The sequence below is a fragment of the Pseudomonas sp. GL_090 genome (assembly GCF_057837765.1).
The window spans coordinates 879,017-893,329 of the sequence record NZ_CM174452.1; the positions used below are offsets into that span (position 1 = coordinate 879,017).

Annotated in this window: 8 protein-coding genes; 5 read left to right on the top strand and 3 right to left on the bottom strand. The window is 62.7% G+C overall.

Translation table 11 applies throughout. The features are described from left to right. Nucleotides 1-107: 107 nt before the first annotated feature. Complete coding sequence (locus AC3ITA_RS03840; protein WP_095942393.1) at nt 108-2,138, top strand: methyl-accepting chemotaxis protein; 2,031 nt, start codon at nt 108-110, stop codon at nt 2,136-2,138. Nucleotides 2,139-2,264: 126 nt separating this feature from the next. Here the strand turns inward: AC3ITA_RS03840 and AC3ITA_RS03845 are convergent, their stop codons facing one another. Beyond that, nucleotides 2,265-3,044 carry a TatD family hydrolase gene (locus tag AC3ITA_RS03845; protein WP_414929783.1) on the bottom strand — a complete coding sequence of 260 codons (780 nt, stop codon included), beginning with the start codon at nt 3,042-3,044 and terminating at the stop codon, nt 2,265-2,267. A gap of 3 nt (nt 3,045-3,047) precedes the next feature. Beyond that, nucleotides 3,048-4,043: a catabolite repressor/activator gene (gene cra, locus AC3ITA_RS03850; RefSeq protein WP_150672212.1), complete on the bottom strand. Its 996-nt coding sequence runs from the start codon at nt 4,041-4,043 to the stop codon at nt 3,048-3,050. A gap of 290 nt (nt 4,044-4,333) precedes the next feature. On the opposite strand from cra, the gene ptsP reads away from it, so the two are divergent. From ptsP to AC3ITA_RS03870, 4 genes are all read left to right on the top strand, one after another. Then, a complete protein-coding gene (gene ptsP / locus AC3ITA_RS03855; protein ID WP_489279509.1) occupies nt 4,334-7,195 on the top strand; it encodes a phosphoenolpyruvate--protein phosphotransferase in 2,862 nt (953 codons plus the stop codon). Then, on the top strand, nt 7,195-8,136 hold the full coding sequence (pfkB, locus tag AC3ITA_RS03860; protein ID WP_489279510.1) for a 1-phosphofructokinase: 942 nt from the start codon (nt 7,195-7,197) through the stop codon (nt 8,134-8,136). Before ptsP ends, pfkB begins: the two co-directional genes overlap by 1 nt. 11 nt (nt 8,137-8,147) lie before the next feature. After that, entirely contained in the window at nt 8,148-9,887 is a 1,740-nt protein-coding gene (locus AC3ITA_RS03865; protein WP_489279512.1) for a PTS fructose-like transporter subunit IIB, read from the top strand. Nucleotides 9,888-10,071: 184 nt separating this feature from the next. Beyond that, nucleotides 10,072-11,613 (top strand): alkaline phosphatase D family protein, encoded by a 1,542-nt coding sequence (locus AC3ITA_RS03870; RefSeq protein ID WP_489279514.1) that lies wholly within the window; start codon nt 10,072-10,074, stop codon nt 11,611-11,613. A 129-nt stretch (nt 11,614-11,742) separates the two neighbouring features. Here the strand turns inward: AC3ITA_RS03870 and AC3ITA_RS03875 are convergent, their stop codons facing one another. After that, nucleotides 11,743-14,271, bottom strand: a complete 2,529-nt coding sequence (locus tag AC3ITA_RS03875) for a PepSY domain-containing protein (protein WP_489279516.1) — start codon at nt 14,269-14,271, stop codon at nt 11,743-11,745. Nucleotides 14,272-14,313: the final 42 nt, after the last annotated feature.

Genomic DNA, 14,313 nt, shown 5'->3' on the forward strand with positions numbered 1-14,313 from the left:
AACCTCCTGCCGATTTAAGTTATACAGAGATAGCGCCGAATAGTGGCTATCTGCCGTCTGTCTGCGCCCGCCAATAAAAAAAATAAGAAATCGAAGGGAGACATCCAGTGAAGAGCTTGCTCTATCCCGCTGTCGCACTGATGAACCGCCTGAGCTTCGGCATGAAGTTCAGCCTGATCAGCGTACTGTTCCTGGTGCCGATGCTGGTGACCAACTTCTATCTGGTGCGGGACTCCTATCGCGAATTCCAGGGCACGCGCATCGAACTGCAAAGTCTCGACCTGTTGGGCAGCAGCCTGACGCTGCGGCGCGATCTGGAAACCCTGAACAACCTGGTGCAGATCAATGTCAGCCTCGGCCAATCCGGCAAGGCCGGCAATGTCGAATCGAAAATCAGCACCCTCGAGCAGAATATTCTGACTCGCCTGCAAGGGCTGACACCGATGGCCAGCGACCCGGAGCAGGTCGCGGTGTTTGATGGTAAACGCGATGAAATGATCACCGCGTTCAAGGCCCAGCAAACGGAAAACTCCCTGCAAAGCAAAAGTGCCTTGATCGGCAAACTGGTGGGCAGCGCGCAGATATTCAGCCAGCTCATCACCAGCCAGTCGGGCCTGAGTCGCGACAACCAGAGCGACATGCGCCAGTTGAGCGAGCTCGTCACCCTCGTCACGCCACGGGTCACCCAGATCCTGGGCGAAGGTCGGGCGATGGGGTCTTACTCGTTGGGGCAGGGGTTCATCAATTCGGCTTCGAGTACCCGTTTCGATGAATTGCTGGCGCAGATTGAAAAGCTCCAGGCCGAGTATGGCCTGAAGTTGCAGGATGCCCTGGGTTCCAGCAAGGCTGCGCGTGAGACCCTGGCCGCTCAGGCCGATAGCAGCCGGGCATCCTTGAAGAAGGCCAGCGAGCTGTTCGAAGAGCAAGTGGTCATGGCCGATACCCTCGACGCGCCGTGGCAGGGTTTTTACGATCAGGTCACTGCCCTGATGGACCAGACCTACCAACTCAACGAAGCCACCCTGAAGTATCTGGGCCCGCAGTTGCAGCAACGCCTGGACCAGAACCGCACGCACATGGTGTTGCAGGCCGTGGCGCTGTCAGTCGTATTTGTGCTGATCTTTTATCTCTACGGCGCTTTCTACGCCTCGACCCGCACCACGCTCAAGCGCCTGGGGGCGGTGATGGACAAGGTGGCGGCCGGCGACATGACCGTGACCTTCAGTGCCCACAGCCGCGATGAGCTGGGGGAGTTGGGCGAGGTGTTCAACGGCACGGTGAAAAAAATCCATGACCTGATCGAGCGGGTAGGGCAGACCGTCAGCGAAGTCGAGCGTCAGGCCGGGCAAGTGCAAAACGTTTCCGCGCAAAGCAACCAGGCCGTCGCCGGGCAGCGCACGCAGATCGAACAAGTGGCCACGGCCATGAACCAGATGTCGGCCACTTCCCAGGAAGTGGCGCGCAGTGCCGCCGCGGCGGTGAGCAGTGCCCACAGTGTCAACGATGAGACCATCAGTGGCCGCAGTCTGGTGGAATCTCAGCAAGGCAGCATTGCCGCGCTGGCCAGCGAGATCGATCAATCGGTACTGGTGATCAACCAACTGGCCAGCGACAGCCAGTCCATCAGCCGCGTGCTCGAAGTGATCAAGAGCATCGCCGAGCAGACCAACCTGCTGGCGCTCAATGCCGCCATCGAGGCAGCGCGGGCCGGTGAGCAGGGCCGTGGTTTCGCCGTGGTGGCCGACGAAGTCCGGACCCTGGCCAAACGAACCCAGCAATCGACCGAAGAAATCGAGCAGATGATCGCCAGGCTCCATGGCGGTGTCGGCGCGGCGGTCAAGGCCATGGGCACCAGCCATGAAATGGCCAGCGGCACGGTCGGGCAGTCGGAGAAGGTCCAGCGGGCGCTGGAAAACATCCTGGGAGCGGTCGGCATGATCGTCGACCAGAACCAACAGATTGCCGCCGCCGTGGAGCAGCAAACCGCGGTGGCTCACGACATCGACCAGAACATCGTCGAGATCAATCGCGCCGGCGAGCGCACCGCTGAAGGTGCGCATCAGACCGAAGATGCCAGTCGAGCATTGTCGGCCCAGGTCGTGGAGTTGAAGCAGTTGATCAGCGCGTTTCGGGTTTGAAAGAGCGCTCGGGGACCCTGTAGGAGCGAGCCTGCTCGCGATAACGGTTTATCAGGCGACATTGATGTCGACTGATACTCAGCCATCGCGAGCAGGCTCGCTCCTACAGTGGGCGGGTGCTGGCCGTTATGACCAGTTAAACAACTCGCAGGCATTGGCCGTACTGGCCGTGGCCAATTGCTCGGGGCTGATCGCCATGATGTCGGCCAGTGCCGCGCAGATCGCCGGCAGGTGTGCCGGGCTGTTGCGCTGGCCGGGGAACATGGCTGGGGCCATGTCCGGCGAGTCGGTTTCCAGCACCACAGAATCCAGCGGTAGCTCGGCGAGCACGCGGTGCATGCGCAGCGCTTGAGGCCAGGTCGCAGCGCCGCCAAGGCCGAGTTTGAAACCCAGCTTGATGTATTCCCGGGCCTCTTCCTTGCTGCCGGCAAAGGCATGGATGATGCCTGCCCGTTTGAGCTTGAAGCGTTTGAGCGTGGCAATCACCGCCGCATGGCTGCGCCGCACATGGATCAAAGCCGGAAGATTGAAATCCGCCGCCAGTCGCAATTGCGCCTCGAACAACGCCTGCTGGCGGTCGCGGTCCAGGGTTTCGATGAAGTAGTCCAGGCCGATCTCGCCGACTGCACACAGTTGCCGATGGCCGGCCAGACGGCTCAGCCAGTCAGCGAGTTCGCTCAGGTGTTGCGGGCGATGATCGTCCAGGTACACCGGGTGCAATCCGAACGCGGCGTGCAGGTCGGGATCACTCTGCACCAGTTCCCAGACCCGCTGCCAATTGGCCTGATAAACCCCCAGCACCACCATCCGCCGCACCCCGAGGGCGCGGCTTTCGGCCAGCAACGCCTGACGGTCGGCGTCGAAGTCCGGAAAATCCAGATGGGTGTGGGTGTCGATCAGCTCCACGGTTCAGTCCTGGCGAATACGCTGCTTGAACGTGCGCGCGATGGCTTGCACGCCAGGCCGGTAATCCGACTGCTCGATGGCGGCCAGGGCCAGTGCAAGAGCCTTGTCGGCGATCAACTGGTGTTGCTGGGCCATGGCGTTGACCGGCAGCGGCAGGAAGTCCAGCAACTGGGTGTCGCCGAATGTGCCGAGGCGCAGCGGGCGGTTTTTCAGTGGGAAGTCGTGCAGCGCATCGAACACACCCTGAAGCAGCACGTAGGATGTGGTCACCAGGGCATCGGGCAAATGACCCAGACGCTGCAGCAACTCTTCCATCAGTTGTTTGCCGCACTCACGGCTGAAGGATTCGCCTTCTTCGATCAGCACCTCGCCGCTGAACCCGGCGAGCGCTTCTTTGAAGCCGGCGCAACGTTCCTGGCTGATGCTCAGCTCCGGGCGGGCGCCGATCAGCGCGATCTGTTTGGGCAAGGGATCGAGCAGGCTGCGGGTCAGTTGCAGGCTGGCCTCGCGGTCGTCACTGATCACCGAGCAGAAATGCTCGGGTTCCATGACCCGGTCGATGGCGATGATCGGAATGCCCTTGGCCTGCAATTGGCGATAGCTGTCGTCGCCGGCCGGCAGGCAACTGGCAACGATCAGTGCGTCGCAGCGCCGGGCGCGGAACAGTTGCAGCAGTTGCCGTTCACTGTCCGGCGCATCATCGGAACTGGCGATCAGCAACTGATAACCCTGGGCCCGCGCGCCTTGCTCCAGCAATTTGGCGATTCGCGCGTAACTGGGGTTTTCCAGATCCGGCAGAATGAAGCCCAATGTGCGGGTGTGCCGGCTGCGCAAACCGGCAGCCTGTGGGTTAGGCGTGAAGCCATGTTGTTCGACGACCGCGCGCACGCGTTCGACGGTGGCGCTGCTGATGCGCTGTTGTTCGGCCTTGCCATTGATGACATAGCTGGCGGTGGTGACGGACACACCGGCCAACTGGGCAATATCACTGAGTTTCAACCCGCTGTTTCCTTGTTTTTTCGAGATTGCCTCGACATTTTCGTCAATCCTAACCGATTAAGGCAGGCGACCATTGTCGCAACGCATCCGACAAGTTGGACTTCAAGGATGGGCCAATATCGAGTAACGTGCCAATCGATCTAGATTAAACGATTCAGCAAGCGTATTTTCTACGCTTTAGGCGCCTTTGGTCGGTTCTGCCGTGAAACCGCCAAAAACGATGGCCAGGCGCCTGAGCTGACTCATTCAAAACAATACCTGGTGCCCCAAGGCGCCAAAAAGGAGAAAGCATGCTCGAGCTCACTGTAGAGCAGATTTCCATGGGCCAGTCGGCCGTGGATAAGTCCGCAGCGCTGCAATTGCTGGCCGGGCATCTGGTCGCCGATGGCCTGGTTGCCGAAGGGTATCTCGCCGGTTTGCAGGCGCGGGAAGCCCAGGGCTCGACCTTTCTCGGTCAGGGTATTGCCATCCCCCACGGTACGCCCGAAACCCGCGACCTGGTGTTCACCACCGGTGTGCGCCTGATGCAGTTCCCTGAAGGCGTGGACTGGGGCGACGGTCATATCGTTTACCTGGCGATCGGTATCGCCGCCAAATCCGATGAGCATCTGCGCCTGTTGCAATTGCTCACCCGCGCCCTCGGTGAAACTGACCTGGGCCAGGCCTTGCGTCGCGCCGGTTCCGCCGAAGCCTTGCTGAAGTTGCTGCAAGGCGCGCCGCAGGAGCTGGCGCTGGATGCGCAAATGATCGGCCTCGGTGTGGCGGCCGAAGATTTCGAAGAGCTGGTCTGGCGCGGCGCACGTTTGTTGCGGCAGGCCGACTGCGTGAGCAACGGGTTTTCCGCCGTTTTGCAACAGGTTGACGCGCTGCCCTTGGGCGATGGCCTGTGGTGGCTGCACAGCGAGCAGACGGTGAAGCGTCCGGGCCTGGCCTTCGTCACCCCGGACAGACCGCTGCGCTATCTCGGCCAGCCACTCAATGGACTGTTCTGCCTGGCCAGCCTCGGTGAGGCCCATCAAGCCCTGCTCGAACGCCTGTGCGCGTTGTTGATCGAAGGGCGTGGCCATGAGTTGGGGCGCGCCACCAGCAGCCGCAAGGTCCTCGAAGTGCTTGGTGGTGAAGTGCCCGCCGACTGGCCCAGTGCGCGAATTGCATTGGCCAACGCTCACGGTTTGCATGCGCGGCCGGCAAAAATCCTCGCGCAACTGGCGAAAAGTTTTGAAGGTGACATCCGCGTGCGCATCGTCGATGGTCACGACAGCGCCGTGTCGGTAAAGAGCTTGAGCAAGTTGCTCAGCCTCGGCGCCCGTCGTGGGCAGGTCCTGGAAATCATCGCCGAACCGGGCATCGCAGCCGATGCATTGCCGGCCTTGTTGGCCGCCATCGAAGAAGGCCTGGGTGAAGAGGTCGAACCGCTGCCGCCGGTAAGCCAGGCGCGCGAAGTCGTTGCCGATATGGCCGAAGTGGTCCTCGCCCCGATATCTGGCAGCGTGGTTCAGGCGATTGCCGCAGCTCCGGGGATTGCCATCGGCCCGGCGCATATTCAGGTGCTGCAAACCATCGATTATCCGTTGCGCGGCGAATCCGCCGGCATCGAGCGTGAGCGTCTCCAGCAAGCCCTGGCGCAGGTACGCCGTGACATCCAGGGCCTGATCGAGCGCAGCAAGAGCAAAGCCATCCGCGAAATCTTCATCACCCACCAGGAGATGCTCGACGACCCGGAACTGACCGATGAGGTCGATACGCGGCTCAAGCAGGGCGAAAGCGCCGAGGCGGCGTGGATGGCCGTGATTGAAGCGGCGGCCCGGCAGCAGGAAGCGTTGCAGGATGCCTTGCTCGCTGAGCGTGCCGCCGACTTGCGCGACATCGGACGTCGGGTATTGATGCAGCTCTGCGGCATCGAAACCCCCAGCGAACCGGATCAACCGTACATTCTGGTGATGGACGAGGTCGGCCCGTCCGACGTCGCGCGTCTCGATCCGGCTCGCGTGGCGGGGATTCTTACCGCCCGGGGTGGCGCGACGGCGCACAGTGCGATTGTTGCCAGGGCCTTGGGTATTCCGGCATTGGTCGGCGCCGGCCCCGGCGTGTTGCTGCTGGTGCCGGGCACGCCGTTGCTGCTCGATGGCCAGCGTGGTCGCCTGCATGTGGACGCTGACGCAGCGACCTTGCAGCGCGCCACGGCCGAACGCGATACCCGCGAGCAGCGCTTGAAGGCGGCTGCAGAACTGCGCCATGAACCAGCGCTGACCACCGATGGCCACGCTGTCGAAGTGTTCGCCAACATTGGTGAAAGCGCCGGTGTGAGCGGCGCGGTGGAGCAGGGCGCCGAAGGCATTGGCCTGTTGCGCACCGAACTGATTTTCATGGCCCACCCGCAAGCGCCCGACGAGGCAACCCAGGAAGCCGAGTACCGTCGCGTCCTCGATGGTCTGGCCGGGCGGCCGCTGGTGGTGCGCACCCTTGATGTCGGTGGCGACAAACCGCTGCCGTACTGGCCGATTGCGAAGGAAGAAAACCCCTTCCTCGGCGTACGCGGCATTCGCCTGACCTTGCAGCGCCCGCAGATCATGGAAGCGCAACTGCGCGCCTTGCTGCGGGCTGCCGACAACCGACCGCTGCGGATCATGTTCCCGATGGTGGGCAGCGTCGACGAGTGGCGCCAGGCCCGCGACATGACCGAACGCCTTCGTCAGGAAATCCCGGTCGCCGACCTGCAACTGGGGATCATGATCGAAGTGCCGTCGGCGGCGTTGCTGGCGCCGGTGCTGGCCCAGGAGGTCGACTTTTTCAGCGTCGGTACCAACGACCTGACGCAATACACCCTGGCCATCGACCGTGGCCATCCGACGCTGTCGGCCCAGGCCGATGGCTTGCATCCGGCGGTGCTGCAACTGATCGACATCACCGTGCGCGCGGCCCATGCCCATGGTAAATGGGTTGGTGTGTGCGGCGAGCTGGCGGCCGACCCGCTGGCGGTGCCGGTGCTGGTCGGCCTCGGGGTGGATGAGCTCAGCGTCGGGGCGCGCAGCATTGCCGAAGTCAAGGCGCGGATTCGCGAACTGGGCTTCACTCAGACTCAAACCCTTGCCCGCCAGGCCTTGGCCGTGGGCAGCGCCAATGAAGTTCGCGCATTAGTGGAGGCCCTGTAATGGCCCGGATTCTTACCCTGACCCTCAACCCGGCGCTGGACCTGACCGTCCAGTTGCCGCGCCTTGAAGCCGGCCAGGTCAACCGCAGCGATGTGATGCACACCCACGCCGCCGGCAAAGGCGTGAACGTGGCGCAAGTGCTGGCCGACCTCGGGCATCAGCTGACCGTCAGTGGCTTTCTCGGCGAAGACAACCTGCAAGCTTTTGAAACGTTGTTCGCCAAACGCGGTTTTGTCGATGCCTTCATCCGTGTACCAGGCGAGACCCGCAGCAATATCAAACTGGCGGAAAGCGACGGGCGCATCACCGACATCAACGGGCCGGGACCGCAGGTCAGCGAGGCGGCGCAGCAGGCCTTGATGGATCGACTGGAGCAGATTACGCCGGGACACGATGCTGTCGTGGTCGCTGGCAGCTTGCCGTTGGGCGTGAGTGGGCAGTGGTTGCAGGCGTTGATTGTACGCTTGAAAGAACTGGGGCTTAACGTCGCACTCGACACCAGTGGCGAGGCGTTGCGTGCTGCGCTCAAAGCGGGGCCGTGGCTGATCAAACCCAACACTGAAGAGCTGGCCGAGGTGCTCGACTGCGAGGTCGTGTCGGTCAGCGCCCAATCCATAGCGGCGGAGCGTTTGCACGCCCAAGGTATCGAGCATGTGGTGATCTCCCACGGTGCCGAAGGCGTGAACTGGTTCAGCGTCGGCTCGGCATTGCATGCCACGCCACCCAAGGTCAGCGTCGCCAGCACGGTGGGCGCGGGTGATTCGTTGCTGGCGGGGATGCTCCACGGTTTGCTCAGTGCCGATACGCCGGAGCAGACCTTGCGCACCGCCACGGCGATTGCCGCGATGGCAGTGACCCAGATCGGATTCGGCATTGGCGATGCAGCGCAACTGGCGCAGCTTGAACAGGGTGTACGTGTGCGTCCCCTGACAGAACAATAAGAGGGTTTGTCATGAAGTTAGCCATCGTTACGGCCTGCCCGAACGGCATGGTCACCAGCGTGCTGTGTGCCCGGTTGCTCGATGCCGCGGCCCAGCGTCAGGGCTGGAGCACCAGCGTCGAAGTCACCGATGCCGCGCATCCCGAAAAGCAACTGTCGGCAGCCACCCTCGACGCGGCCGAGTGGGTGCTGCTGGTGACCAGCGCGCCGGTGGAAATGTCGCGGTTTGTCGGCAAACGGCTGTTCCAGAGCACCCCGGCCCAAGCCCTGCAGGACGTGGAAGCCGTGCTGCGACGTGGTGCGCAGGAGGCACAGGTCTACGCCGCTGAAGAGGCCGTCGTCGAACCTGTGGCGGTCGTCCAGAACGCGCCGCGACTGGTGGCCGTCACCGCGTGCCCGACGGGTGTCGCTCACACGTTCATGGCCGCCGAGGCCTTGCAGCAAGCGGCCAAGCGCCTGGGTTATGACCTGCAGGTGGAAACCCAGGGCTCGGTCGGCGCGCGCAATCCATTGAGCGCACAAGCGATTGCCGAAGCCGATGTGGTGCTGCTGGCGGCCGATATCGAAGTTGCCACCGAACGTTTTGCCGGCAAGAAAATCTATCGCTGTGGCACCGGCATTGCTCTCAAGCAAGCCGAGGCGACCTTGAAAAAAGCCTTGGCCGAAGGCCAGCAGGAAAGCGCCTCGAGCGCTGCCGGGACAACGGCCAAACAGGAGAAGACGGGTGTCTATAAACACCTGCTGACCGGTGTGTCGTTCATGTTGCCGATGGTGGTGGCTGGCGGTTTGATGATCGCCTTGTCGTTCGTGTTCGGCATCACCGCGTTCAAGGAGGAGGGCACGTTGGCGGCGGCGTTGATGCAGATCGGCGGCGACACTGCGTTCAAGCTGATGGTGCCTCTGTTGGCGGGTTATATCGCCTATTCCATTGCCGACCGTCCGGGCCTCGCGCCGGGGATGATCGGCGGCATGCTGGCGAGTACCCTGGGCGCCGGTTTCATCGGCGGGATCATTGCCGGTTTTCTTGCCGGTTACGCGGCCAAGGCGATCAACCGTTATGCACGATTGCCGCAAAGCCTTGAGGCACTCAAGCCGATCCTGATCATCCCGCTGCTGGCGAGCCTGTTCACCGGTCTGGTGATGATCTACGTGGTCGGCAAACCGGTGGCCGGGATGCTTGCCGGGCTCACGCATTTCCTCGACAGCATGGGCACCACCAACGCGATTCTGCTGGGTGTGCTGCTGGGTGGCATGATGTGCGTCGACCTCGGCGGGCCGATCAACAAGGCGGCCTATGCGTTCTCGGTAGGGTTGCTGGCGTCGCAGAGTTACGCACCGATGGCGGCGACCATGGCGGCCGGCATGGTGCCGCCGATCGGCCTGGGCATTGCTACGTTCATTGCCCGGCGCAAGTTTGCGCAGGCTGAGCGCGAAGCGGGTAAAGCAGCGCTGGTGCTGGGGCTGTGCTTCATCTCCGAAGGGGCGATTCCGTTTGCCGCCAAGGACCCGTTGCGAGTGATTCCGGCGAGCATCGCCGGCGGTGCGCTGACCGGTGCGCTGTCGATGTATTTCGGCTGCAAACTGATGGCGCCCCACGGTGGGTTGTTCGTGCTGGCGATCCCGAATGCGATCAACCACGCGCTGCTTTATTTGTTGGCGATTGTGGCAGGGAGCCTGTTGACGGCGGTGGTGTATGCGCTGGTCAAGCGGCCGGAGACGGTGGAGTTGGCGGTAGAGCCCGTCACCGCCTGACATAGCCCCTTTGTAGGAGCGAGCCTGCTCGCGATTGCAGTGTGTCAGTCGACATGCATGTTGAATGTGTTACCGCCATCGCGAGCAAGCTCGCTCCCACAGGGATCTGCAGCGCTGGGAAGATCTGTGTCATGCCAGGGTCATAGGGCCATGCTTTAGTTTTTCCTTTTTCAGGGAGAACACCATGAGCGATTTCAACCTCGGGCGCCGTCGTGTCATGCAAGCGGTCGGCGCCGGGCTGTTGTTGCCGGGGCTGGCGCCGGCGGTGATCGCTTCGGTCAAGGATCGGCCGCAACTCACCGACGGCGTGCAGTCCGGCGACCTGCTGGGCGACCGGGCAATCATCTGGAGCCGCTGCGATCGCCCCGCGCGGATGGTGGTGGAGTGGGACACCCGCAGCCTGTTTCCCAACCCCCGGCGATTCGTCTCGCCCCTGGCCGATGCGCGCACCGATTTCACCGCTCGGGTCGAACTCACCGGGCTGCCCGCCGACCAGGCGATTTTCTATCGCGTGCAATTCGAGGACGCCCAGAGCGGCGTCGCCAGCGAGCCCTGGTTCGGTCATTTGCGCAGCGTGCCGCAAACCCGCCGCGACATTCGCTTTGTCTGGAGCGGCGACACCGTCGGGCAGGGCTTCGGCATCAACCCGGACATTGGCGGCATGCGCATCTACGAAGCAATGCGCCTGCGTCTGCCGGATTTTTTTATCCACAGCGGCGACACCATTTACGCCGACGGCCCGATCCCGGCGCAGCTCACCACGGAAGGCGGCCGGGTGTGGCGCAACATCACCACTGAGGCCAAGAGCAAAGTCGCCGAGACCCTCGATGAGTATCGCGGCAACTATCGCTACAACCTGATGGACGAAAACATCCGTCGCTTCAACGCCGAGGTCCCGCAGATCTGGCAGTGGGACGACCACGAAGTGGTGAACAACTGGTCGCCAGGCAAACAGCTGGATGCGCGTTATCAGGACAAGGATATCCACAGCCTGGTGGGCCGCGCACGCCAGGCCTGGCTCGAATACGCGCCGATGCGTTTGCAGAGCGGCGATGGCGGCGGGCGGATCTATCGCAAGCTTGGCTACGGGCCGCTGCTCGATGTTTTCGTGCTGGACATGCGCAGTTATCGCGGGGCCAACGATGACAATCTGGGCGCTGAAAAACCCTTCCTCGGGCGTGAGCAACTGGACTGGCTCAAGCGTGAAATGCAGGCCTCGAAGGCGCAATGGAAAGTGATCGCCGCCGACATGCCCATTGGCCTCGGCGTGCCCGATGGTGAAGTCAGTCCCGGTGTCGCGCGCTGGGAAGCGGTGGCCAACGGTGACCCCGGCCCGGCCCAGGGGCGCGAACTGGAGATCGCCGAATTACTCGGTTTCCTGCGGGCGCAGCAGGTGCGCAATTTCCTGTTCCTGACCGCGGATGTGCATTACTGCGCGGCCCATCATTACCACCCGGATCGGGCGGCGTTCCAGGATTTCGAGCCGTTCTGGGAGTTCGTCGCCGGGCCGTTGAATGCCGGCAGCTTCGGGCCGAACGCGCTGGATAAGACCTTTGGTCCTGAAGTGGTGTTCGAGAAGGCGCCGCCGGCGCAGAACGTCTCGCCGTTTGCCGGATTTCAGTTTTTTGGCGAGGTGAATATCGATGGGCAAACGGGGGAGTTGAGCGTGGTGTTGCGGGATCTGGACGGGGTGTCTGTATTCGAGCAGAAGTTGCAACCGGTTTGATTGACTCTGGGTCCCTGTAGGAGCGAGCTTGCTCGCGATGAACCTGAGGATAACGCGCTCATCCTGTATGAACGCGTCATCGTTAACGAGCATCGCGAGCAAGCTCGCTCCTACAGGGAAATCATTGGGTCAGTACACGTCGCGGCGGTAGCGGCCCTGTTCGATCAGGCGCTCCACTTCGGCGGCGCCCAGCACCTCGTTGAGCACCTGGTCCACGCCCGAAGCCATGCCTTGAAGGCTGCCGCAGATGTAGATCACCGCACCGTCCGCCAGCCACTTCTTGAGCTCGGCTGCCGATTCACGCAGGCGATCCTGCACGTAGAACTTTTCGGCCTGGTCGCGGGAAAACGCCAGGTCGAGGCGCGCCAGGTCACCATTGATCAGCCACTCCTCCAGCTCCTTTTGGCACAGGTAGTCGTGCTCGCGATGGCGCTCGCCAAACAACAGCCAGTGACGTTGCTGACCATCGGCGATCCGGGCCTTGAGCAGGCTGCGCAACCCGGCCAGCCCCGTGCCATTGCCCAGCAGGATCATCGGCACCGCTTGGGCCGGCAGATGGAAACCACTGTTGCGCCGCACGCGCAGGCTGATGGAACTGCCCACCGGCGCGTGCTCGGTCAACCAGCCGGAGCCGACGCCGAGGTTGCCGTCGGCATGCACTTCCTGGCGCACGATCAATTCCAGCACGCCATCGGCCGGGATCGAGGCAATGGAATACTCGCGCATGGCCAACGGTACGAGGGCCTCTGCCAGTGCTTGAGCGTGCAGGCCGACCAGATGGGTGCGGTTCTCCGGCAACTGGCGGCTGGCCAGGGCCTGTTCGAGGGTTTCTTCCAGGCCGTTGAGTTGCACTCTGGTTTCCCCGTGAATCCCCATGCCGTCGAGGAAGTGCTCGATGGCCCACGGGCAATTGCGCGGCATCACTTCCACCAGGTCGCCTGCCAGCCAACTGCTGGTGGAAGGAGGCTTGAGGCCCAGCAAGTACACCGGCGAACCATTGCTGTCCGGATTGAGCAGTTCACGATGCAGCAGGGTCCAGTTGTTGTAGCCGGGCGCTTGCCAGGTATCCACGGGAGCCTGGCCGGTCAACAGGCCCAATTGCTGTTGCCAGTGACGCAAGGCGTAAGGGTCACCGCTGTCGACCTCCACCGGGACGAACAAGGTTTTGCCGCCGTGTTCGCCGAGCCAGGTGTGCAGGCGCTTGGCGAATCCGCAGAAGTGTTGATATTGCCGGTCGCCGAGGCCGAGTACTGCATAGTTCAGGTGTTCCAGACTTGGAGTGCGGCCCAGTACCTTGCGTTCGAAACCGCGGGCGCTGTCCGGTGCTTCGCCGTCGCCAAAGGTGCTGACCACGAACAAGGCATTGTTCGATTCATGCAAGTCCTGCTCGCTGACGTCCGCCAACGGTTGCACTTTGACCGGCAAGCCTGCGGCCTGCAATTGCCCGGCGGTTTGCCATGCCAGCTGTTCGGCAAAACCACTTTGGCTGGCGAAGCCGATCAGCCACGTCGGCGCATCGCTGGCGGGTTGCACGAGGTCTTTGCGCGCCTCTTTTATCTGGCGTTTTTTGCGCCGACGATCCAAGTACAGCATCCAGCCTGTGACGAAGAACAGCGGCATGGTCAGCGCGGTGATGGTCAGGATGATGCGCCCGACGATGCCGAAGTAGCTGCCGACGTGCAGCGCATAGATGCTGGTCAGCAGTTGCGCCTTGAGGCTCTTGTCGCTGTAGCGATCAACGCGCTTGACCACGCCGGTGGCCGGGTCGAGGGTGATCTGGTTCAGGGCGCGGTCGTGAGGCGAACTTTTCAGCAGGAAGTACACGGTCGCGGGTTGCCCGGCCACGGGCGGCATGCGCACGTTATAGGAGCTGAGTAGCGGACCGGCCGCGCTGTAGATGCTGCTCCACATCGCCGCGTAATCGGCTGTCGGTGCCGGACCGCTCGGCGCAGGCCCCCGTCCGCCGCGCACGCGTTCGCTCTGCGGTGAGTCGGAGAGCAAGCGGGTCAGGCCTTTGTTGTACCACTCGTAGGACCAGGACAACCCGGTTAGCGCCGCCAGGAGGTAAAACACCAGACACCAGGTGCCGGCCACCGAGTGCAGGTCCCAGTTGAAGCTGCGGCCCTTTTTCTTCCAGTCCAGAGTCAGCCAGGCGCGCCAGCTTCTCCACTGGCGAGGCCAGCGCAGGTACAGGCCGGACAGGCAGAAGAACACCAGGATCAGCGTGCACGCGCCGGTGATCTGCCGACCTGTGTCACCCATGGCGAGAAAGCGGTGCAGTTGCAACATCAGGCCGAAGAAGTCCTGGCCGGTGGCGTCGCCAAGGAACTCGGCGGTGTAGGGATCGAAGTAACGCATCTCGCCACGGCGCTCGCCCGGTGGCGGGGTGAACCACACTTTGGCGGCGTTGCCGCTGTCGGTTTCCACGGTGAGCATCGAGACTTTTTTGCCCGACGCGGCTTCGATTCGCTCCACCAGTTCGACGGGCGGCAGCACACCGGCGACCTGTTTATCGACCTGCAACACGGAAGGGTTGAGTGTGCTCAGGATTTCATCCTGAAACGACACCGCCGCCCCGGTGATGCCCATCAGGGCCAGGACCAGCCCGGCGCTGATTCCGAAAAACCAGTGCAACTGGAACAGGGTTTTCTTCAACACGTCGCTCGCCTTGTTCGTTCAAATTGATTCATCACGGCGCGC

Bases quoted from the DNA above. Each gene is read 5' to 3' on its own strand.
- ptsP (WP_489279509.1), top strand. From the start codon at position 4,334: ATGCTCGAGCTCACTGTAGAGCAGATTTCCATGGGCCAGTCGGCCGTG.
- pfkB (WP_489279510.1), top strand. From the start codon at position 7,195: ATGGCCCGGATTCTTACCCTGACCCTCAACCCGGCGCTGGACCTGACC.
- AC3ITA_RS03865 (WP_489279512.1), top strand. From the start codon at position 8,148: ATGAAGTTAGCCATCGTTACGGCCTGCCCGAACGGCATGGTCACCAGC.
- AC3ITA_RS03870 (WP_489279514.1), top strand. From the start codon at position 10,072: ATGAGCGATTTCAACCTCGGGCGCCGTCGTGTCATGCAAGCGGTCGGC.